The sequence below is a fragment of the Roseomonas sp. HF4 genome (assembly GCF_005222755.1).
Lineage (GTDB): Bacteria > Pseudomonadota > Alphaproteobacteria > Acetobacterales > Acetobacteraceae > Neoroseomonas.
Genome location: NZ_STGD01000002.1, coordinates 396093 through 415405, shown reverse-complemented (window position 1 = coordinate 415405; position 19313 = coordinate 396093). Strand labels below are relative to the sequence as shown.

General features: G+C 71.2%; 21 protein-coding genes. 10 read left to right on the top strand and 11 right to left on the bottom strand.

Annotated elements, in window-relative coordinates; genetic code table 11:
* Positions 1 to 16 precede the first annotated feature (16 nt).
* The 3 genes from E8M80_RS04910 to E8M80_RS04900 are packed head-to-tail and all read left to right on the top strand — an operon-like array spanning position 17 to position 2369.
* Entirely contained in the window at positions 17 to 733 is a 717-nt protein-coding gene (locus E8M80_RS04910; RefSeq protein WP_137124527.1) for a PIG-L deacetylase family protein, read from the top strand.
* Positions 733 to 1566, top strand: a complete 834-nt coding sequence (locus tag E8M80_RS04905; RefSeq protein ID WP_137124526.1) for an alpha/beta fold hydrolase — start codon at positions 733 to 735, stop codon at positions 1564 to 1566. Before E8M80_RS04910 ends, E8M80_RS04905 begins: the two co-directional genes overlap by 1 nt.
* Positions 1563 to 2369, top strand: a complete 807-nt coding sequence (locus E8M80_RS04900) for an ABC transporter substrate-binding protein (protein WP_137124525.1) — start codon at positions 1563 to 1565, stop codon at positions 2367 to 2369. Before E8M80_RS04905 ends, E8M80_RS04900 begins: the two co-directional genes overlap by 4 nt.
* Before the next feature lie 102 nt (positions 2370 to 2471).
* On the opposite strand, the gene E8M80_RS04895 is transcribed toward E8M80_RS04900, so the two are convergent.
* Genes E8M80_RS04895 through E8M80_RS04875 form a run of 5 tightly spaced genes read right to left on the bottom strand, consistent with a single transcriptional unit; the run spans position 2472 to position 6373 of the window.
* Entirely contained in the window at positions 2472 to 3392 is a 921-nt protein-coding gene (locus tag E8M80_RS04895) for a DUF6282 family protein (RefSeq protein ID WP_137124524.1), read from the bottom strand.
* 11 nt (positions 3393 to 3403) lie between these two features.
* Positions 3404 to 4093, bottom strand: coding sequence for an amino acid ABC transporter permease (locus E8M80_RS04890; RefSeq protein ID WP_137124523.1), 690 nt, complete (start codon positions 4091 to 4093; stop codon positions 3404 to 3406).
* Between the two features lie 2 nt (positions 4094 to 4095).
* Entirely contained in the window at positions 4096 to 4770 is a 675-nt protein-coding gene (locus tag E8M80_RS04885; RefSeq protein WP_137124522.1) for an amino acid ABC transporter permease, read from the bottom strand.
* A 6-nt stretch (positions 4771 to 4776) separates the two neighbouring features.
* On the bottom strand, positions 4777 to 5601 hold the full coding sequence (locus E8M80_RS04880; RefSeq protein ID WP_137124521.1) for a transporter substrate-binding domain-containing protein: 825 nt from the start codon (positions 5599 to 5601) through the stop codon (positions 4777 to 4779).
* Between the two features lie 31 nt (positions 5602 to 5632).
* Positions 5633 to 6373 carry an amino acid ABC transporter ATP-binding protein gene (locus tag E8M80_RS04875; protein WP_137124520.1) on the bottom strand — a complete coding sequence of 247 codons (741 nt, stop codon included), beginning with the start codon at positions 6371 to 6373 and terminating at the stop codon, positions 5633 to 5635.
* 106 nt (positions 6374 to 6479) lie between these two features.
* Between E8M80_RS04875 and E8M80_RS04870 the strand changes: the two genes are divergently transcribed.
* Genes E8M80_RS04870 through E8M80_RS04855 form a run of 4 tightly spaced genes read left to right on the top strand, consistent with a single transcriptional unit; the run spans position 6480 to position 10193 of the window.
* Positions 6480 to 6752, top strand: a complete 273-nt coding sequence (locus E8M80_RS04870) for a 2Fe-2S iron-sulfur cluster-binding protein (protein ID WP_137124519.1) — start codon at positions 6480 to 6482, stop codon at positions 6750 to 6752.
* Positions 6749 to 8164, top strand: a complete 1416-nt coding sequence (locus tag E8M80_RS04865) for an FAD-dependent oxidoreductase (protein WP_137124518.1) — start codon at positions 6749 to 6751, stop codon at positions 8162 to 8164. The genes E8M80_RS04870 and E8M80_RS04865 overlap by 4 nt, the downstream gene beginning before the upstream one ends.
* Positions 8161 to 9273, top strand: a complete 1113-nt coding sequence (locus tag E8M80_RS04860) for an FAD-binding oxidoreductase (RefSeq protein WP_137124517.1) — start codon at positions 8161 to 8163, stop codon at positions 9271 to 9273. The genes E8M80_RS04865 and E8M80_RS04860 overlap by 4 nt, the downstream gene beginning before the upstream one ends.
* Complete coding sequence (locus E8M80_RS04855) at positions 9270 to 10193, top strand: dihydrodipicolinate synthase family protein (RefSeq protein ID WP_137124516.1); 924 nt, start codon at positions 9270 to 9272, stop codon at positions 10191 to 10193. The genes E8M80_RS04860 and E8M80_RS04855 overlap by 4 nt, the downstream gene beginning before the upstream one ends.
* On the opposite strand, the gene E8M80_RS04850 is transcribed toward E8M80_RS04855, so the two are convergent.
* From E8M80_RS04850 to E8M80_RS04840, 3 genes are read right to left on the bottom strand one after another with little or no spacing between them, the layout of a single operon-like run.
* Entirely contained in the window at positions 10174 to 10884 is a 711-nt protein-coding gene (locus E8M80_RS04850; RefSeq protein WP_137124515.1) for an ABC transporter permease subunit, read from the bottom strand. The two genes, E8M80_RS04855 and E8M80_RS04850, sit on opposite strands and share 20 nt — an antisense overlap.
* Positions 10885 to 10887: 3 nt before the next feature.
* Positions 10888 to 11556 (bottom strand): amino acid ABC transporter permease, encoded by a 669-nt coding sequence (locus E8M80_RS04845; protein ID WP_137124514.1) that lies wholly within the window; start codon positions 11554 to 11556, stop codon positions 10888 to 10890.
* Between the two features lies 1 nt (position 11557).
* Entirely contained in the window at positions 11558 to 12379 is an 822-nt protein-coding gene (locus E8M80_RS04840; RefSeq protein ID WP_137124513.1) for a transporter substrate-binding domain-containing protein, read from the bottom strand.
* 124 nt (positions 12380 to 12503) lie between these two features.
* Between E8M80_RS04840 and E8M80_RS04835 the strand changes: the two genes are divergently transcribed.
* The 3 genes from E8M80_RS04835 to E8M80_RS04825 all read left to right on the top strand — a co-directional run bounded on the left by E8M80_RS04835 (position 12504) and on the right by E8M80_RS04825 (position 15259).
* Complete coding sequence (locus E8M80_RS04835; RefSeq protein WP_240789893.1) at positions 12504 to 13481, top strand: tripartite tricarboxylate transporter substrate binding protein; 978 nt, start codon at positions 12504 to 12506, stop codon at positions 13479 to 13481.
* Between the two features lie 63 nt (positions 13482 to 13544).
* Positions 13545 to 14534, top strand: a complete 990-nt coding sequence (locus E8M80_RS04830) for an isopenicillin N synthase family oxygenase (protein WP_137124512.1) — start codon at positions 13545 to 13547, stop codon at positions 14532 to 14534.
* Positions 14531 to 15259, top strand: a complete 729-nt coding sequence (locus tag E8M80_RS04825) for a transporter substrate-binding domain-containing protein (protein WP_137124511.1) — start codon at positions 14531 to 14533, stop codon at positions 15257 to 15259. The genes E8M80_RS04830 and E8M80_RS04825 overlap by 4 nt, the downstream gene beginning before the upstream one ends.
* A gap of 151 nt (positions 15260 to 15410) precedes the next feature.
* Here the strand turns inward: E8M80_RS04825 and E8M80_RS04820 are convergent, their stop codons facing one another.
* The 3 genes from E8M80_RS04820 to E8M80_RS04810 are packed head-to-tail and all read right to left on the bottom strand — an operon-like array spanning position 15411 to position 19311.
* Positions 15411 to 16631 carry a M20/M25/M40 family metallo-hydrolase gene (locus E8M80_RS04820; protein ID WP_137124510.1) on the bottom strand — a complete coding sequence of 407 codons (1221 nt, stop codon included), beginning with the start codon at positions 16629 to 16631 and terminating at the stop codon, positions 15411 to 15413.
* Positions 16628 to 17680 carry an adenosine deaminase gene (add, locus tag E8M80_RS04815; RefSeq protein WP_137124509.1) on the bottom strand — a complete coding sequence of 351 codons (1053 nt, stop codon included), beginning with the start codon at positions 17678 to 17680 and terminating at the stop codon, positions 16628 to 16630. The genes E8M80_RS04820 and add overlap by 4 nt, the downstream gene beginning before the upstream one ends.
* A complete protein-coding gene (locus tag E8M80_RS04810; RefSeq protein WP_137124508.1) occupies positions 17677 to 19311 on the bottom strand; it encodes a gamma-glutamyltransferase family protein in 1635 nt (544 codons plus the stop codon). Before E8M80_RS04810 ends, add begins: the two co-directional genes overlap by 4 nt.
* Between the last annotated feature and the right edge of the window lie 2 nt (positions 19312 to 19313).

Here is a 19313-nt window from a genome sequence, read left to right as displayed (position 1 = left end):
GACCCGGAGGACCCGCATGCCCCGCACCGCGCTCGTCGTCAGCGCCCATTCCGCCGATTTCGTCTGGCGCTGCGGCGGTGCCATCGCGCTCCATGCCGAGCGCGGCTGGCAGGTCACGGTCGTGTGCCTGTCCTACGGGGAGCGCGGCGAATCGGCCAAGCTCTGGCGCCAGGAAGGCATGACGCTCGATCGCGTCAAGGCGTCGCGCGAGGCCGAGGCGAAGAAGGCCGCCGGCGTGCTCGGCGTGCACGACATCCAGTTCTGGGACCTCGGCGACTACCCGATCACGCTGACCAACGACTCGCTGTTCCGCCTGGTCGATGTCTACCGCGCCATCCACCCGGACTTCGTGCTGACCCACAGCAAGGAGGACATCTACAACCGCGACCACCCCGCGGTGACCGACTTCGCGCAGCACGCGCGCATCACCGCGCAAGCACATGGCCACAACCCGGGGCAGAAGGTGCTCGGCGCCCCGCCGGTCTTCCTGTTCGAGCCGCACCAGCCCGAGCAATGCAACTGGAAGCCCGACATGCTGCTCGACATCGGCAGCGTCTGGGCGAAGAAGCGCGCGGCGATCGAGTGCATGGAAGGGCAGGAGCACCTCTGGGAATACTACACCCGCGTGGCCCAGCAGCGCGGCGCGCAGGCGGCGCGCAATTCCGACAAGACGATCAAGTGGGGGGAGGGCTTCCAGTCCGTCTTCCCGCATGTGGTCGAGACGCTCGCGTGATGTTCGCCGCACCCCCCCGCCGCGCCGGCTGGATCGAACGCCCCGACGCCCGCATCCGCTACGAGGTGACGGGCGAGGGGCCCGCCATCGTCTTCGCCCACGGCCTGGGCGGGAACCTCATGACCTGGTGGCAGCAGGTGGCGCATTTCGCGCCGCGCTACACCTGCGTGGCGTTCTCCCATCGAGGCTTCTTCCCATCGGCCGCGCCGGCCGAGGGGCCGGACCCGACCGCCTATGCCGGCGACCTGGCGGCGCTGGTGGACGAACTCGGCCTCGGCGATGTCCGCATCATCTGCCAATCGATGGGGGGATGGACCGGCGTGGAATACGCGCTGATGCGGCCGGGGCGGGTGAAGGCGCTGGTGCTCGGCGCCACCACCGGCTCGCTCGACGCGCGGCAGATGCGCGAGCCCGAGCGCGGCCGCCTCGAGGCCTGGAGGCAGGAGAGCGCGGCGACGCGCGCCGCGCTCGCCGCGCGCAACATCAACCCGGCGGCCGGCGCCCGCATGGCCGAGGAACAGCCGGCCCTCTACCACCTGTACCAGCACATCTTCGGCCTGAACCAGGGCTTCGATCGGGAAGCGGTGCGCGCGAAGCTCGACGTGCATCGCCGCCGTCCGCCCGAATCCTTCGCCGCCGCGAACTGCCCCGTACTGTTCGTCCCGCCGGAGGAAGACATCGTGCTGCCCCCCTTCGCCGCGGCGGCGATGGCGAGCGTCATTCCCGGCGCGCGCGTCGCACCGATCCTGAAGGCTGGCCATTCCGCGCAGTTCGAGCGCGCGACCGCCTTCAACGCCCTGGTCGATGCCTTCTTCGCCGAGGTGGGCGCGTGAGCGCGCGCGTGCTCAACGCAGCGCTCGGCGACTACCCGCACACCGCGGCGCTGCCGGAGACCCCGGCGGTGCGGCTCGAGCGCGTCGCGGTCAAGCCGATCAGCCGCGCCTTCGCGCCGATGGTGCGGGAGGCGCGCTACGACGTCAGCGAAATGGCCATCGCCACCTTCCTGATGGCGAAGGAGGCCGGTGTCCCGATCACGCTGTTGCCCGTGGTGATGGCATCGCGCTTCCAGGAAGGGGCGATCCTCTGCCGGACCGACGGCGCCATCCGCGGTCCGGCGGACCTGGCGGGCAAGCGCGTTGGCGTGCGCGCCTACAGCCAGACCACGGGGATGTGGCTGCGCGGCGTGCTGGCCGAGAGCCACGGCGTCGCGCCCGAGGCGATTGCCTGGACGACATTCGAGGACGCGCACGTCCCAGGCTTTCGCGACCCGCCCTTCTGCACGCGGGCGCCGGCGGGGGCCGACATGACGGCGATGCTGCGCGCGGGCGAGCTCGACGCCGCGATCTTCGGCGCCGAGCTACCGGCGGGCGATGAATTCCGCCCGGTCTTCCCCGACGCGGCCGCCGCGGGGCGAGACTTCCAGGCGCGCCACGGCTTCGTGCCGGTGAACCACCTGGTGGTGATCCGCTCGGCCCTTGCCGGCGAGGCGGGGCTGGTCGCGGACCTGCTGCATATCCTGGGTGCCGCGGCGGCGACGCGCGACGCGTTGGCGCCGGCCTTGACCCTCGCGAACCGCTGGTGCGTCGCGCAGGGGCTGATGGCGCGGATGCTGGGCGCTGAGGAGATCTGGTCGTAGCGGGCCGCGGACGCTCGGCCCGGCCGACGCATGTCGTGCCCGCGAACGGCTTCCCTGTTCCGCACCACACATCGACGACCGCCCCGCCCCATCCAACCAACCTCAGGCGGCGGGTTCCGCGACGCGGAACAGCCAGGCTGGGTTGGCGCCCGTCATCCGGCGGATCTCCACCTCCGAGAAGCCCTCGCTCTCGACCAACATCAGGTATTCGCGCATCGCCTCGACCGGTGGCGGCAGCAGGTAGACGCCGGCATCGGTCGACAGGATCGCCCGGTCGCCCGCCGCGCGGATCCGCGGCGTATAGTCTTGGATCACGCTGTTCGACGCGATCTTGTGCTTCTCCTCGTCCACATGCGTGAGCCCCACCTGGGTCGCATGCGTCAGGACGAAGAAGGAGAACTCGGCAAAGCCGCCGAGGGCCACGATCGCCGCGATCTCCTCGGGCGCGTAGCGCGCGCAGTGGGTGCGGATGCGCGCGACGCCGCGGCGCTTCGCCTCCTCCGTCAGCGCCACCGCCTCCCGTCCCGAGACGTGGCCGCAGTCGAACACCACGTCCTTTGCCGCGCAAAGGTCCATGATCGCGGGCACCGGGTCGGGCACCTTACCGCTCTCGGGGACCGAGAAGGTGGTTTCCAGGAAGGCGGGGCTGCGGCCCTCCCGCGTCGCGACATGGCGGGTGTGGTGCGTGGGCAGGCTCACGAAGCGTGCCCCGGTGCCCGGTCCGTAGCCGTAGCCGATGGCGGTGCGCGCCGCCTCCAGCGTCACGCCGCCGGCGGTCGGCTGCATGATGAGGCCGCCGAAGGCCTCGACGCCCAGATGGCCGAGTTCGTCATTGACCAGCGCGGCCAGGCCCGAGGTGTTCTGGAAGTTGCACATGATACCGATGGCGCGCATGCCCGCCTCGGCGGCCTGGCGCACCGCGCCGAAGGCGTTCACCGCGCGGCCCGACAGATGCGGCGCGCAGTGGACATGGCAGTCGATGGCGCCCTTGAGCAGGCGGGTGCCGGGCGGGACGAAGGGCATGGCGGTGTTCCTCAGGCCTTGGCGCGCCGCCCCAGCCGCGCCTCGAGCCTCTCGCCGATGCGCTTGGTGGGCCAGCAGATCAGGAAGTACAGCACCAGGATCGTGCCGAAGCAGAGCAGCGCGGAAAAGCCGCGCGTGTTCAGGATCTTGGCGGCATAGGTCAACTCCATCACGCCGATCTGGCTCGCGATGGAGGTCGACTTGATGAAGCCGACGGCGTAGCCGAACAGTGGCGGCAGCACGACGCGCCAGGATTGCGGCGCGACCACGCGCGTCAGCACCCGCCAGCGGGAGAAGTTCATCGCCTCCGCCGCGTCCCATTGCGGGGCGGGCACGGCCTCGATGCCCGCGCGCGCGATCTCGGCCGCAAAGGCGGCCGCCGAGAGCACGACGGTGACGAGCGCGACGGTGAACAGCGTCGCCTGCGTGCCCGAGAGCTGGAAGGCGAAGAACACGCACATCAGCTTCACCAGGAAGGGGATGCGGCGGAACACCTCGACATAGGCGGTGGCGGCGAGGCGCACCGGCAGGATGCCGTAGAGCCGCGGATGCCGCCCGATCGCGAGGCCGAAGCCGATCATGAAGCCAAGAGCGGCGCCGATGTAGGAGAGCAGCAGCGTGTTGACCAACGCCTCCCCCAGGAACAGCAGGTTCCAGGGGCCGAAGAAGCGCGGCGCGTCCTCGAGGATCTGGTCCCACACGGCTAGAACACCCTCGCCTTCACGCGGAACAGCCAGCGCCCGAGCAGCGCGAGCGCGACCGAGCAGACGAGCGTCAGCAGGACATAGATCACCGCCACGATCGAGAACACCTCGAGCGAGCGGAAGGTCAGCGAGTTGACGTTGTAGGCGCGGCCGGTGAGTTCCTCGACCGCGAAGATCGCGGCGATGGAGGTCGTCATGACTTGGATGATGAACTGGTTGGACAGCGGCGGATAGAGAGCCTTGGCGATATGCGGCAGCACGACGTACCAGACCAGCTGCGGCACGGAGAAGCCCATCGCGGTGGCGGCATCGATCTCCTCCCGCCGCAGCGACTGGAAGCCGGCGCGCTGGATTTCCGTGAGATACGCGCCGGCGTTGAGCGACATGCCGATGGCGACGGCGGCATAGGGGGACAGCAGGATCCCCGCATCGGGCAGCACGAAGAAGATGAAGAAGATCTGCACCAGCAGCGGCGTGTTGATGAAGAAGGTCACGTAGCCCTGCACCGCGAGCCGCGCCGGCCGCGGCCCGAAATGCAGGACCGAGGCGTTGAGCAGCCCGATCGCCCAGCCCGCGAGGAAGGAGATCACCGCGAGTTGCAGCGTCAAGACCGCGCCGCCCAGCAGGTACGGGATGTGCCCCGTGACCTGCGAGTAGATGAGCGTGTAGTTCACGCCCGCTCAGAAGAACGGGCTGGCCGGGACCTTGGTGAACATCGGGCCGTCGAACCACTTCTCCCAGGCGCGCTCGATCGTGCCGTCGGTGTGCAGTTCATAGAGCGCGATGTTGAGCCAGTTGCGGAGGGAATGGTTGTCCTTCGCCACGCCGAGTCCGGAATAGGTCACGCCGAATTCCGGCACGGCCGTAACTTCCCACTGCACCTGGCGGAACGGCCTCAGCGCGAAGCGGACGGAATCGATGCCGTCGAAGGATGCCTGCGCGCGGCCCTGCGCGATGGCCCGGTTGCGGTCGGGATAGTTGTCGAGCAGCAGCACCTGCGCGTTCGGGATGGCGCGTTGGATGTAGGCGATGGCGGTCGTGCCCCGCACCTGCGCAAGCGTGACCTCGGGCTTGTTCAGCGCCTCGATCGAGGTGTGGCCGCGGCCCTGCACGGCGACGATGCCGTAGTTCTCGGAATGCACGGGCACGGTGTAGTCGATGACCTTGGCGCGTTCGCTGGTGCGGCTCATGGCGCCCATGACGAAGTCGATGCGGCCGGATGCGACCATCGGGATTCGCTCCGGCGAGCCGACCGGCTGCAGCGCGAGCCGCACGCCCATCTTGCGGGCGATCGCGGCGGCGACCTCGGGCTCGAAGCCGTCGATCTGGTTGCGTTCGTTGAACAGGGCGCGGGGCGGCAAGGTCGGGTTGACGCCGACACGGATCTCGCCACCGCTCAGCACGTCGTTCAGCGAACGCGCGGCGGCATCCTTCGGCGTCAGCAGCGTGGCTGCGGCCGCGGCGGCGGCGGCCCCCCCGGCGAACAGGGCGCGGCGGTCGGTCATGTCGTGTCTCCCATGCTGGGATCCTGCGCCTTCAGTGGCGCAGGATCCGCGACGTGAACTCCTTCAGGCGCGGGCTGTTCGGACGGTCGAACATCTCCGCCGGCGGCCCGGTCTCGACGACCGATCCCTGGTCGAGGAAGGCGACGCGGCTCGCGACCTCCCGGATGAAGGCCATCTCGTGGCTGACGATCAGCATCGTCATGCCGTCCTTCTGCAAGGCGCGGATGGTGTCCAGCACCTCGCCGACCAGCTCGGGATCGAGCGCGGCGGTGATCTCGTCAAGCAGCAGGATGTCGGGCTTGAGCGCCAGCGCGCGGGCGATCGCCACGCGCTGCTGCTGCCCGCCGGAAAGCTCGTCCGGATAGGCGTTCACCTTCTCGGCCAGGCCGACGCGTGCGAGCAGCGCGCGCGCCTCCTCCTCCACCGTGGCGCGGCCGCGCTTCTTCACGAGCGTCGGCGCGATCGCGACATTGCGCAGCGCGGTCATGTTCTGGAACAGGTTGTACTGCTGGAAGACGATGGCGAAGCGGTCGCGCGCCGCGCGCAGGCTGCCCCGGCTGCCGTAGTCCACCTTCGTGCCGTCCAGCGTGACCGTTCCCGCGCGCGGCTTCAGAAGCCCGACCAGGGTGCGCAGGATGGTGGACTTGCCGGACCCGGATGGCCCGATCAGGCCGATCACCTCGCCGCGCTCGACCTCCAGCGAGACGTCGCGCAGCACGTCGGCCTTGCCGCCGTAGGAAACCGTCAGCCCGTGGATGGACAGGAAGGCCAATGCTTTGCTTGTCCCGGTTCGATGCCGTCATGGTCGTGGCATCGGCGCGCCGCCGTCAAGCCCGCGCGGGAGTTGCACGACGGCCACGCGTGCCTATCCTCGGCGCATGAGCCTTCGCATCGCCGGCATCGCGCGCCCCGCGCCTGTCACCATCACGGTGCACGGGCAGCCGGTCGCGGCGCACCCCGGCGAGAGCCTGGCCGCCGCGCTGATCGCCGCCAGCATCCTGCGCTTCGGCGAGGGCGAGGACCCGGCGCGCCCGCGCACGGCCTTCTGCATGATGGGCGTCTGCCAGCAATGCCTGCTGCGCGTGGACGGGCGCCTGGTGCAGGCCTGCCTGACGCCCGTCGTCGCCGGGCAGGTCGTGAGCGCGGCATGAGCTTCGATATCGCGGTGCTGGGGGGCGGCCCGGCGGGCATGGCGGCGGCCACGACGGCGGCGGTGGGCGGCGCGAGGGTAGTGCTGCTGGAGGAATCGCCCGCGCCCGGCGGCCAGGTGCACCGTGCGCCGCCGCCGGACTTCGTGGGGAAGCCGGATGCCGACCGGCGGGAGGGCGACCGCCTGCGCGCGGCGCTCGCGGCCAGCGGTGCCGATGTCAGGACCGGCTGCCGCGTGTGGGGCCTCGGCGGCGGCCCGCTGGGGCCGGCGGGGGAGGCGGCCGGACCTTTCGCGCTGTCTGCGCTCGGCGCCGATGGCGTGCCCTTCGCGGTGTTGGCGCGCGCGCTGATCCTTTGCTGCGGCACGCATGAACGCGTGATCCCGTTCCCGGGCTGGACGCTGCCCGGCGTGATCGGCCTGGCGGCCGCGACCATCCTGCTGAAGGCGCAGGGGGTGCTGCCGGGCCGGCGCGTCGTGGTCGCGGGCGCGGGGCCGCTGCTCTACGCCGTCGCCGCGAAGGTTCTGGCGGGCGGCGGCGAGGTTGTGGCCGTGGCGGATGCGGCGTCGCGCGGGGAATGGATCGCCGCGCTGCCGGCGCTGGCCGCGCGGCCCGACCTTCTGGCGCGGGGTACCGCCTGGCGGGCGGGGCTGCTCGCGCGCCGGGTGCCCGTGCTGCAGGGCTCGCAGGTCGCCGCCGCCGAGGGGGACGGCGTTCTGGCGCGCGTGCGTGTCCTGGCCGGCGGGGCCGAGTGCATCCTGGAGGCCGATGCGCTCTGCGTCGGCCACGGCCTGGTGCCGGCGACCGAGGCGACCCGGACCTACCGCGCGCGTCACGCGCACCGGCCCGAGGACGGCGGATGGGTCCCGGTTCTCGACGACCGGCAGCGCACGAGCGTGCCGCTGCTCTATGCCGCGGGCGACGGCGCCGGGGTGCGCGGCGCGGCGGCGGCGCCCGCGGCGGGACGCGTCGCCGCGCTCGCCGCGCTCGACGACCTTGGCCTGCCGGGGGAGCGGCCGGCGTCCGGGACGGCCGCGCTCGGCCGGGCGCGCCGGGCCGGGGCGGCGATGGCGCGCATGATGGCGCTGCGCCCGTCGCTGGTCGCGGCCATTCCGCCGGAGACGATCGTCTGCCGCTGCGAGGGCGTGGCACGCGCCGCGATCGAGGATGCCGCGGCCGACGGTGCCGCGACCGTCAATCAGCTCAAGCATTTCACGCGCTGCGGCATGGGGCCGTGCCAGGGGCGCATGTGCGGCGAGGCGGCGGCCGCGATCCTCGCCGCCGCGCGCGGCGTGCCGGTGGCGGAGGTCGGCTTCGCGACCGGGCGCATCCCGCTGCGGCCGGTGCCGATGGAGGCGATCCTCGGCGAATTCGACTACGGCGACATCCCCGTGCCGGCGCCGGCGCCGATATGACCGCGCGCTTCGACTGCGCCGTGGTCGGCGCCGGCGTGATGGGCTGCGCGACGGCGCTGTTCCTGGCGCGCGGCGGGATGCGCGTCGCGCTGCTCGACCGCGGCGGGATCTGCCGCGAGGCGTCTGGCGTGAATGCCGGCACGCTGACGATGCAGATGACGCGTGCCGCGCTCATTCCCTACGCGCTTCGCGCTCACGAGATGTGGCTGACCATGCCGCAATGGTGCGCCGGCGGGGATGTGCTGGCCACGGCCTGCCCGGGACTGTCCGTCGCCTTCACCGATGGCGAGGCCGCGATGCTCGAGGAACGCGCGCGCATCCGCCGCGCGGCCGGGGCGCCGATCGAAATGATCGACGGGCGCGCGGCGCAGGCGATCGAGCCGGGGTTGGCGGATGGCGTGAAGCTCGCGGGGCATTGTCCGATCGACGGCTTCACCTCGGCCTACCTGACCGGCCGTGCCTTCCGGCCCGCGCTGCTGGAGGCCGGCGTTACACTGCTGGAGGACACGCCGGTGCGTGGCGTCGACGAGCGGTTCACGCTGGACACGGCGGCCGGCGCGATCGCGGCGCGGCGCCTGGTGCTGGCGGGCGGCGCGTGGCTCGAAGACATGGCCGCCTGGGTCGGCATCCGGCTGCCGATCAAGGTGCTGGTCAACCAGTTGGTCGTGACCGAGCGCATGGCGCCGGTGATGCGGACCGTGCTCGGCGTCGCCTCGGGCCTGCTCAGCCTGAAGCAGTATGCGAACGGGACGGTGCTGATCGGGGGCGGCTGGCAGGGCATCGGCGACCGCGCCCGCGGCGGAGTGTCGGTGCGACCGGAGAATTTCCTCGGCAATGTCCGCCTCGCCGCGCATACGGTGCCCGCGCTCCGGGAGGCGCGCGTCGTGCGCTCCTGGCTCGGGCTCGAGGCCGAGACCGCCGATGCGCTGCCCGCCATCGGACCCATTCCCGGCGTCGAGGATGCCTGGATCATCGGCAGCGTGCATTCGGGCTACACGAGCGGCCCCTACATGGGGCGGCTGCTCGCGCAGGCGGTGCTCGGCCAGGAGCCCGACCTGCCGCTGTTTCCCATCGACCGGCTGCTGAACGAACGGAGCAATGCGGCATGAGCGGGACGCGGTTCCACGGCATCTATCCCTCCACGGTGCTGCCGATGCGCGCGGATTTCGCACCCGACTGGGACGCCTACGCCGCGCATACCGCGCATTGCGTGCTGCGCCCAGGGATCCGCGGCGTGCTGATCAACGGCCATGCCGGGGAGAACTTCGTCATCACGCGCGCCGAGAAGCGCCGCGCGGTCGAGGTGACGCGCGCGACGCTCGACGGGACGCGCCTGGTGGTCGCCGGCGTGAACGCGGAATCGAGTCATGAGGCCGCCGAGGAAGCGCGCGAGGCAGGTGCGGCCGGCGCCGACGCCGTCATGGTCTTCCTGCCCAATGCCTTCGCGCTGGCGCACACCACGGCGATGGCCGTGCTGCATCATCGCGCGGTGGCGGATGCGGTTCCCGGGCTGCCGATCTTCCTGTTCCAGGCGCACCACGCCGCCGGGCGCATGGCCTTCACGTCGGACACGCTGGCGGAACTCCTGAAGATCGAAACCGTCGTCGGCATCAAGGAAGGTGGCTGGGAGGTCGATGGCTACGACGCGCTCCGCCGCCAGGTGCGCCGGCTGCGCCCCGATGTCGCGGTCTGCGCGAGCGGGGACGAGCACCTGCTGGCCTGCATGGTCCATGGCAGCGACGGCAGCCTCGTCTCGCTGGCGGACCTGATGCCGGACGAAATCGTGGCGCTGGATGCCGCCGTGCGCGCGAACGACCTGCCCGCCGCCCGCGCCCTGCATGAGCGGCTGGAGCCGCTGGCCGAGGCGATCTACGGCGCGCCACCCGCCGGGCGCGCGACGGCGCGGCTGAAATGGTGCCTGCGGGAGATGGGGATCATCCCCGACGCCGCCGTCCGCCCGCCGCATCCGCCGGTGGACGAGGCCGACGCGGCCAGCCTGCGGGCCGCGCTCAGGGCGTCGGGATTGTGAAGGTCGGGCGCGACGTGAGGCGCCGTTCCGCGACGCGGGCCAGCGATGCCAGCGCCCAGGACAGGCAAAAGTACAGCAGCAGCGCCGTGCCGTAGGTGATCATGGCGCTGAAGCCGCGTTGGGTCAGCATCTTGGCGGCGAAGGTGATCTCGATGAAGCCGATCTGCGAGACGAGCGAGGTCTCCTTCACCATGCTGAGCACATGCACGATCGACGGCGGCAGGATCACCTTCCAGGATTGCGGCAGCACGATGCGGCGCAGCGCGGCCAGCGCCGGGATGTTCATGGTCAGCGCCGCCTCCCATTGCTGCGGGCGTACGCTGTCGTAGCCCGCGCGCACGTTCTCGGCGGCGAGCGCGCTCATGCGGATGGCGACGGCGGCGATGGCGACCGCCCAGAGCGGCGCCGCCAGCCCGAGCGCCTGGCTCAGGAAGAAGACCAGCAGCAGCAGCACCAGGAAGGGGATGCGGCGGAAGGCCTCGACCCACAGGATCGCCACCGTGCGCACGGGTGCGAACGGCATGACCTGCGGCAGCCGCAGCGTCGCCAGCAGGAAGCCCGCCGCGTAGCCGAGCGCGCAGCCCACGACCGACGCGATGAGCGTGTTCAGCACCGCCTGGCCGAGGAAGACCATGTTCCACCAGGTGAAGAAGCGCGGCGCCTCGTTCGCCAGGATCTGCCAGGCCGACATCGCCTAGAACGCCCTCGCCTTGACGCGGAACAGCCAGCGTCCGACCAGCCAGAGCAGCACCGACGCGACGATGGTCAGCAGGATGTAGAGCCCGGCCGCGATCGAGAAGATCTCGACCGACCGGAAGGAGATGGCGTTGGCGTTGAGCGCACGGCCGGTCAGTTCCTCGACGCCGAAGATCGCTGCCATCGAGGTGCCGAGCGTCATGATGATGTAGTGGTTCGACAGCGACGGGTAGAGCGTGCGCACCACATGCGGCGCAATGACGTACCAGACCGTCTGGATGCGGGAGAAGCCGAGCGTCTCGGCCGCGTCCAGCTCCGCCTGCGGCACCGAGGCGAAGCCCGCGCGCTCGATCTCGGTGAGATACGCGCCGGCGTTCAGCGTCATCCCGATCAGCACCGCCGCGATGGGCGACAGGATGATGCCGAATTCGGGCAGGGCGAAGAAGAGGAAGAAGATCTGCACGAGCTGCGGCGTGTAGGTGAAGAAGCGGACATACATGAGCGTGGGCACGCGCGCCCAGCGCGACCCCTGCGTCAGCACCGCCGCGCCCGCCAGCCCGATCAGCAGGCCGCCCGCGAAGGCGACCGCCGCGATCCAGAGCGCCATGCCGGCGCCCAGCAGGAAGTCGGGCAGGTAGTGCAGGACCTGCCCGTACTGGAGCGTCATGTCAGAACATCGGGTTGAAGGGGATCTGCGTGCGCATCGGGCTGCCGAACCACTTCTCCCAGGTCGCGTTCACGAAGCCCGTGCGGTGGAGTTCGAACAGGATGACGTTCAGCACGTCGCGCAGCGTCGTGTTGCCCTTCTGCACGCCGATGCCGACCCAGGTGGAGGCGATCACCTCGTCCAGGATCTTCCAGGGCGTGCCCTGGAAGTTGCGCATCGGGATGACCACGCTTTCGAACACGTCGACCATCGCGTCCGCACGGCCCTGCGCAAGGGCGCGGAAGGTGTCCGGGTAGTTGTCGAGCAGCGTGACCTGCGCCTGCGGCGCATTGGCCTGGATCCAGGGCACGCCGATTGTGCCGCGAACCTGCACCAGCCGCACGGCGCGGTCGTTGAGGTCCGCGAGCCGGTTGACGGGCTTGGCCGTGCCGCTTTCCTTCGTCAGGACAACGACGGACTGGGTGTGCAGCGGATGGGTGTAGTCGATCACCAGCGCGCGCTCGATCGTGCGGGTCATGGCGCCGAGCACGATGTCGATGCGGTCGGCCTGTAGGAAGGGGATGCGGTCGGGGCTGCCGACCTGTACGATTTCGAGCTCGATGTTCATCCGCCGCGCGATCTCCCGCGCGATGTCGGCATCGAAGCCGTCGATCTGGTTGCGGTCGTTGAAGGTGCCGAAGGGCGGCAGGGTCGGGTTGATGCCCGCACGCAACCGGCGCGACGACAGCACCTGGTCGAGCGGGCGCGCACCGGCGGGAAGCGCGGCGCCGGCGGCCAGCGCCGCGGTCAGCGCGAAAAGGGAACGGCGGTCGGTCGGTCGCATCGTCGTCTCCGATCTGTTGATCTTCTGCGCGAGGCTAGGCCGCGGGCGGCGATGCCGGCAAGGGCGGGGCTTGCGGTGCACCGCTTCCGCGCGCCAGACTTTCCCCCTGCCAGGGAGACCAGCCATGACCGCCATCATGCCGCCCCGCCTGACGCGCAGGGCCGCCCTGCTCGGCCTTGCCGCGCTGCCGCTTCCGGCCTTCGCGCAGGCGCGCTTCCCCGACCGCCCGATCCGCCTGATCGTGCCATGGACGGCCGGCGGGCCCGCCGACACGGGATTCCGCATCATGGCGGAAGCCGTCACGCGCAAGCTCGGCCAGCCCGTGGTGGTCGAGAACCGGGCAGGCGCCGCCGGCATCCTCGGCGCCATGGCGCTGAAGGAGGCGCGGCCGGACGGCTACGCCATCTCCCAGATGCATGTCGGGGTGGTGCGGCAGATGCTGCTGAACCCGCGCCCGCCCTACCATCCGATCGACGACCTCACCTACATCCTGCAGATCACGGGCTTCACCATGGGCCTCGTCGTGCGGGCCGACGCGCCGTGGCGCACGCTCGACGCGTTGCTCGCGCATGCCCGCGCCAATCCGGGGAAGCTCAACTACGGCACGCTCGGGACCGGATCGACGCAGCATCTGGTGATGGCGCGCATCGGCATGATGAAGGACCTGACCTGGACGCATGTGCCCTATCGCGGCACGGCGGACACGCTGCGCGCACTGCTCGGCGGGGAGATCGACTTCGCCTCGGAATCCTCGGGCTGGGCGCCGATGGTGCTCGCGGGGCAACTGCGCCTGCTGGCCATCTACACGACCGGCCGCGCGCGGCGCTTCCCGGAGGTGGCGACGCTGCGCGAGCAGGGCATCGACATCGCGGTCGACAGCCCGGGCGGGCTGATCGGGCCGCGCGGGATGGATGCCGGCGTGGTGCGCGTGCTGGCCGACGCCTTCCGCGAGGCCGCGCAGGAACCCGCCCACCTTCAGTTCCTCGAACGGCTCGACCAGCCGCTGATCCTCAAGGATGGCGACGCCTATCGCGCCGACATGCAGCGCACCTTCGAGGAGGAGCGCGACCTGCTGCGCCGGCTGAACCTGCTGCCGGCCTAAGCCCCCGTTGCGCGCACCGCTTGCCGGTGCGACGCTTTTCATCCCGGCCCAGGAGACGCCCCGATGAGCGACAAGATCCCCGTTCTTGACCTCGGCCCCTTCCGCGCGGGCGCGCCCGGTGCGCTGGAGGCACTTGGCACCGCGCTGCGCGAGGCCTTCACCGAGGTCGGCTTCTACTTCGTGCGCAACCACGGCATCCCGCAGGCGCTTCTGGACGCGACCTTCGCCGCGGCCGAGCTGTTCCACGCGCAGCCGCTCGACGCCAAGCTCGCGCTGAAGATCAACGAGCACAACATCGGCTATATGCCGATGCGCGGGGCGACCACGCGTGTCAACGCGGTGGGCGATGTCGCGTTGCCCAACGCGAACGAGGCGGTGTTCTTCAAGCGGGACCTCCCGGCCGATCATCCCGACGTGATCGGCCGCGTGCGCTTCCGTGGCCGCAACCAGTGGCCGACTGGCCTGCCCGGCTTCCGCGAAAAGGTGCTGGCCGCCTGCGACGCGTTCGAGGGGCTCGCGTTGTCGCTGCTGCCGATCTACGCCCGCGCGCTCGACCAGAAGGCCGACTTCTTCGCGCCCTTCTTCCGGGAGCCGATGTACACGCTCCGCATGTCGCACTACCCGCAGCAGGAGCCGACGGCGCCGGAGAACGAGTTCGGCATCGCGCCGCATCTCGACACGTCCTTCATGACCATCCTGGCGCAGAACCGTATCCCCGGCCTGTCGCTGCGGCTGACCAGCGGCGAATGGGTCGATGCGCCGGCGCCGGAAGGCGCGCTGCTCATCAATGGCGGCATGATGCTGCGGCGCTGGACGGACAACCGTTTCCTCGCCACGCCGCACCGCGTGATCAACCGGTCGGGCCGCGAACGCTACGCGATTCCGTTCTTCTTCGATGCGAGCTACGACGCGGTGATGGCGCCGATCACCGCCGATGGCAGCCCGGCCCGGATGCCGCCCATCACCTATCCGGAGTTCATGACCGGCTACCAGCGCGCGAATTTCCACCATGCTGCCGACGGCGCGGAGAAGGTGGAGATGCAGGGCGCATGAGCCCCGACGTGGCCCGGCTGCAACTGGCGCCGACGGGCGCGCTGCGCGCCGGCATCAATCTCAGCAACTTCCTGCTCGTGACCGGGCGGGACGAACATGGCAGCCCGGTCGGCGTCTCGCCCGACATGGCGCGCGCGGTCGCCGAGCGCCTCGGCGTGCCGCTTCGCCTGGTGCCCTTCCGATCGCCCGGGCTGGTGGCGGATGCCTGCGGCACCGACGCCTGGGACATCGCGCTGATCGGCGCCGAGCCGCAGCGCGCCGAGACGATCGCCTTCAGCGCCGCCTATGCCGAGATCGAGGCGACCTACCTGGTGCCGCCCGGCTCGACCATCGGCTCGATCGCCGAGGTGGATCGCGCGGGCATCCGCATCGCGAGCACGGCGCGCGCGGCCTACGACCTCTGGCTCGAGCGCAATATCACGAGTGCGACGCTGCTGCGCGCGGAGAGCATCGACGCCGCCTTCCGGCTGTTCACGGACCAGGGGCTGGAGGCGCTGGCCGGGCTCCGCCCAAGGCTGATCAAGGACGCCGCGGCGCTGCCGGGCTCGCGCATCCTGGACGGGCAGTTCAGCGCCGTGCAGCAGGCGATCGGCACGGCGCGGGCGAACGCGGCGGCGGCGGAATTTCTCGCCGGCTTCGTCGAGGAGGCGAAGGCGAGCGGCCTGGTCGCGCGGCTGATCGAGAAGCATGGCGTGCACGGCCTGTCGGTGGCGCCGCCGGGGTGATGCGGGCTGGCCTGGGAGAGAAGAGAACTTCTCCCCCCGACCCCCCCTCAGCCTTCTTTGTCACCTGGAGCCCGACCTTCCAGGACGGGCGCCAAGTCCCAAAGAAGGGAGGGGGTTTGGGGGAGGTTCTCCTCCCCCAACATTCCCGCGATCAGCCGATCCCTTCCATCCCCGCCAGCGCCAGGATGGTCGCGAGGCTGCTCCGCATGCCGCGCAGCACCTCCAAGGGCTCGACGTCGAGCCATTCGTCGAGCGAATGCGCCCTGCCGCCCCGCCCGCCCGCGCCGATCTTGAGTGCCGGAATGCCGAGGCTCATCGGCACGTTCGCGTCGGTTGAGGAGAATTCGAAGCTCGGGCGGTACCCCTCGGCCGCGACGGCTGCCGCGGCCAGGTCGCGGATCGGCGCGCCCTTCGGCGTCTCGCCTGCCGGGCGGTCGCCGACACGCTGGATCTCGGCCGTGATGACGCCGGCGCGGGTCGAGCGTGCGGCGTTCTCGGTCGCGACCGCCTGTTCCACGATCGCGAGGAAGCGTCCGTCGAGCCGTGCCAGTTCCGCGGCGGAAGCCGAGCGCAGGTCCACCTCGATCGTGACCGCATTCGCGATGGCGTTGATCGAGGTGCCGCCCGAGACGACGCTCACGCAATGCGTGGTCGGTGGCTCGACCGGCACCGGCACGGCGGCCAGGCCGCGTGCCGCTTCCGCCATGGCGTACATCGGGTTGACGAGGCCGAAGGCCGAATAGGAATGCCCGCCCGGGCCGCGGAAGGTCACGCGGTAGCGTCGCGACCCGACTCCGCCCGAGACGATGCCGTCCACGTTCGGGCTGTCCACGGTCAGGAAGGCGCGGAGGCGGCCGCGGTGGCGGCCTTTCTCGAAAAGGTGGCGCACGCCGCGCAGGTCGCCGAGCCCTTCCTCCCCCACGTCGCCGACGAACAGGATGTCGTGCCGCGTGCGAATGCCGGCCGCGTCCATGGCGCGGAGGTAGGCGAGGTTGACCGCGAGCGACCAGGTGTCGTCGCCGATGCCGGGCGCCATCAGGCGCGTGCCCTCCCGCTTCACGCGCACGTCGGTGCCGGCGGGGAAGACGGTGTCGAGATGCGCGGCTACCACCAGCATGTCGCCGTTGCCGAAGCCGCGGCGGATGCCCATGACGTTGCCGATCTCGTCCTGCTCCACTTCCTCGAGGCCATGGGCCTTCAGCATGTCGAGATAGGCGCTCGCGCGCTGGTCCTCTGCGAAGGGCGGCGCCGGGATCTCCGTGAGCGTGATCAGGTCCTGCACCGTGCGCTCATGCTCTGCGGCGAGCGTCTCGCTGGCACGCGCGAAGCGGGCGTCGGCGCGGATGGCGGCGATGGTCTCGGTGGGCGTCATGGCGTCGGTTCCAGTTCAGCGCGCAGGCGCGCGTATTCGGCATCGAAGGTGGCGGCAAGCCCGCGCTTCTCGTCGTCCGGGATGAAGGCGCCGAGGATGCCGTTCAGCATGAAGCGGCGCAGATCCTCCAGGCCGAAGCCAAAGTCGCGCGCCATGGAGAGCCAGCAGCCGGCCGGGTCCACGCGGTGCAGCGGCGGGTCGTCGGTGTTCGGGTGGACCAGCAGCCCCGCCGCCGGCATCCGCCGGATCGGATGGTCGGCCGCCCAGCGGTCCGGCGGCAGGGTCCGCAGGTAGTAGGAATTGGTCGGCACGACGGTGAAGACGATGCCGCGTTCCGCGCACCGCCGCGCCAGCGCGGGGTTGTCGAGTACCGTGTAGCCGTGATCGATGCGCTCGACCTCCAACAGGTCGAGTGCGGTCTCGATGTTGCGCCAATGGCAGCCGAATTCCCCGGCATGGGCGGTCAGCCGGAAGCCGGCCTGCTTCGCCAGGCGGTACGCCTTCCAGAAGGCTTCCGGCGGGCCGTCATTCTCCCGGTAGTCGATGCCGAGGCCGACGATGCGCCCGCGCCGGTGCGCGCGCATCCAGTCCACCATCTCGACCGCGTCCTCGGGCGTCGCCTCGCGGTCGATCGCGGGGATCAGCAGCGCCGAGACGCCGTGGTCGTGCCTGGCGTCGTCGAAGGCGGCGAGGATCGCGTCCGCGCCCGCGCGGTAGTCGATGCCGGCATCGCGGGCCGTGCCGGTCGGGTTCCAGAAGATCTCGGCGTGGCGGACGCCCTGCGCCGCCGCGTCCTCCAGGTATTCGTAGGCGATGCGGTGCAGGTCCTCGGGGCCGCGCAGGATGCGCTGTTCCAGCGCGCGCAGGATGTGCAGCACGCCCTTGGGCTTGGCGTCGCGCCGGGCGAGGTCGTCCACCTCCTCCGGCGTGTAGCCGGCGCCCTGGCGCGCTGCCATCTCGGCCAGCGTCGGCAGGCGGATGGCGCCGAGCAGGTGGACGTGCAACTCCACCTTCGGGATGGCGCGGCAGAAGGCGGCGAGGTCCATCATGGGACCCCCGCGGCGTAGCCGTCCCGCTGCGGATCGGCGGCCCCTTCCAGAGCGCCGTCCCACATGGCGATGCCGTGCACGCCCGCGAAGGCGAAGGTCGTCGGCACGCGCTTCACGCGGTATCCATCCGCGGTCAGGGCAGCCTCGGTGGCGCGGGGGATGCGGAGCGAGAGATCGAGCGTCTCGCTCGTCGCGCTGATGCGCGGCGCCATCACCGCCTCCTGGATCCCCATGCCGAAGTCGAGCAGGTTGACCAGCACCTGCGCCAGCGCCACGCCGATCCAGGCGCCGCCCGGCGCGCCCAGTGTCGCGACCGGCGTCGTACCCTCCAGCACGATCAGCGGCGACATGGAGGAAAAGCGGCGCTTGCCCGGCGCGATGGAGGTCGGCCGGCCCGGGCGCGGGTCGTACCAGTTCATGGCCCCGTTCAGCATGAAGCCGAGCCCGGGCGGGATGACGCCGGAGGGCATGCCGAGCGTGTGCGTGACGCTGACCACGAGGCCGTCGGCATCGACGCAGGAGATGGTCGTGGTGCCCTTGGGCTCGTTTCCTGCGCGGGCGAGGGAGGCGCGTTCCCCGGCCCGGATGCGGGCCGCGCAGGCGTCGGCGTAGGCGTCCGACAGCAGCCGGTCGAGCGGGATCGCCACGAAGTCCGGATCGCCGACATGGCGGTCCTTGTCGATGCCGGCGATCTTCAGCGCCTCGGCCAGCGCCGTGATCATGGCCGGGCTGTTGTGGCCCATGGCCGGCAGGTCGAAGCGTTCCAGGATGCGCAGGACTTCCGCCACGAAGATGCCGCCCGCGGGCGGCGGCGGCAGGACCAGCGTGCGGCCGCGATAGGGCACGCGCAGCGGCTCCACGCGGCGCGCGCGCACCGCGGCGAGGTCGGCTTCCGTGACAAGCCCGCCATGCTCGGCCATGTCGGCGGCGATGCGCCGGGCGATCCCGCCCGTGTAGAAGGCATCCGCCCCGTCGCGGGCGATGGTCTCGAGCGTCGCGGCGAGGTCGGGGTTCACGATCCGCTCCCCCGGGCGCCTCGGCGTGCCGTCGGGGCGGAGATAGAGCCGCGCGGCGTCCGGCGTGCGGGTCAGCTTCTCGGCGACGTTGACGCGGCCATAGGCGCGTTCGTCCGCCGTCATCATCATGTGGACATGCGGGCGCACCATCCAGCCTTCCGCGGCGCAGGCGACGGCGCCGCCGAACAGGTCGCGCCAGGGCAGCCGCCCAAGGGCGGCATGCGCATCGGCGAAGGCGCGCAGGACCGAGGGGACGGTGACGGCCGCGTGGCCCACCTCGTTCGGCGCGCCCGCCAGGACGAAGCCGTAGCCGTCGGTGCATTCGCGCTCGAACAGATGCGCCCACATCGCCTCATGCGCGGCGGCGGGGCAGGGGGAGAGGCCGTCGAAGACCGTCTCCGTGCCCGTGCGCGGGTCGTGCACCGTCATGACGCCGAGGCCGCCCAGGCCGCACATCATCGGGTCCACCACGCCCTGGGTGAAGGCGGCGGCGAGCGTCGCGTCCATCGCGTTGCCGCCGGCCGCCAGCACGGCGGCGCCGGCCTCCACGGCCTCGGGCTGCGGCGCGACGATCATCGCGCGCGGCGTCGGGATGCGGCGGGCGGGGCGGGGCATCG

Coding starts and splice junctions, on each gene's coding strand:
- E8M80_RS04910 (WP_137124527.1), top strand. CDS start 17: ATGCCCCGCACCGCGCTCGTCGTCAGCGCCCATTCCGCCGATTTCGTC.
- E8M80_RS04905 (WP_137124526.1), top strand. CDS start 733: ATGTTCGCCGCACCCCCCCGCCGCGCCGGCTGGATCGAACGCCCCGAC.
- E8M80_RS04895 (WP_137124524.1), bottom strand. CDS start 3,392: ATGCCCTTCGTCCCGCCCGGCACCCGCCTGCTCAAGGGCGCCATCGAC.
- E8M80_RS04880 (WP_137124521.1), bottom strand. CDS start 5,601: ATGACCGACCGCCGCGCCCTGTTCGCCGGGGGGGCCGCCGCCGCCGCG.
- E8M80_RS04870 (WP_137124519.1), top strand. CDS start 6,480: ATGAGCCTTCGCATCGCCGGCATCGCGCGCCCCGCGCCTGTCACCATC.
- E8M80_RS04865 (WP_137124518.1), top strand. CDS start 6,749: ATGAGCTTCGATATCGCGGTGCTGGGGGGCGGCCCGGCGGGCATGGCG.
- E8M80_RS04860 (WP_137124517.1), top strand. CDS start 8,161: ATGACCGCGCGCTTCGACTGCGCCGTGGTCGGCGCCGGCGTGATGGGC.
- E8M80_RS04855 (WP_137124516.1), top strand. CDS start 9,270: ATGAGCGGGACGCGGTTCCACGGCATCTATCCCTCCACGGTGCTGCCG.
- E8M80_RS04850 (WP_137124515.1), bottom strand. CDS start 10,884: ATGTCGGCCTGGCAGATCCTGGCGAACGAGGCGCCGCGCTTCTTCACC.
- E8M80_RS04845 (WP_137124514.1), bottom strand. CDS start 11,556: ATGACGCTCCAGTACGGGCAGGTCCTGCACTACCTGCCCGACTTCCTG.
- E8M80_RS04840 (WP_137124513.1), bottom strand. CDS start 12,379: ATGCGACCGACCGACCGCCGTTCCCTTTTCGCGCTGACCGCGGCGCTG.
- E8M80_RS04835 (WP_240789893.1), top strand. CDS start 12,504: ATGACCGCCATCATGCCGCCCCGCCTGACGCGCAGGGCCGCCCTGCTC.
- E8M80_RS04830 (WP_137124512.1), top strand. CDS start 13,545: ATGAGCGACAAGATCCCCGTTCTTGACCTCGGCCCCTTCCGCGCGGGC.
- E8M80_RS04825 (WP_137124511.1), top strand. CDS start 14,531: ATGAGCCCCGACGTGGCCCGGCTGCAACTGGCGCCGACGGGCGCGCTG.
- E8M80_RS04820 (WP_137124510.1), bottom strand. CDS start 16,631: ATGACGCCCACCGAGACCATCGCCGCCATCCGCGCCGACGCCCGCTTC.
- add (WP_137124509.1), bottom strand. CDS start 17,680: ATGATGGACCTCGCCGCCTTCTGCCGCGCCATCCCGAAGGTGGAGTTG.
- E8M80_RS04810 (WP_137124508.1), bottom strand. CDS start 19,311: ATGCCCCGCCCCGCCCGCCGCATCCCGACGCCGCGCGCGATGATCGTC.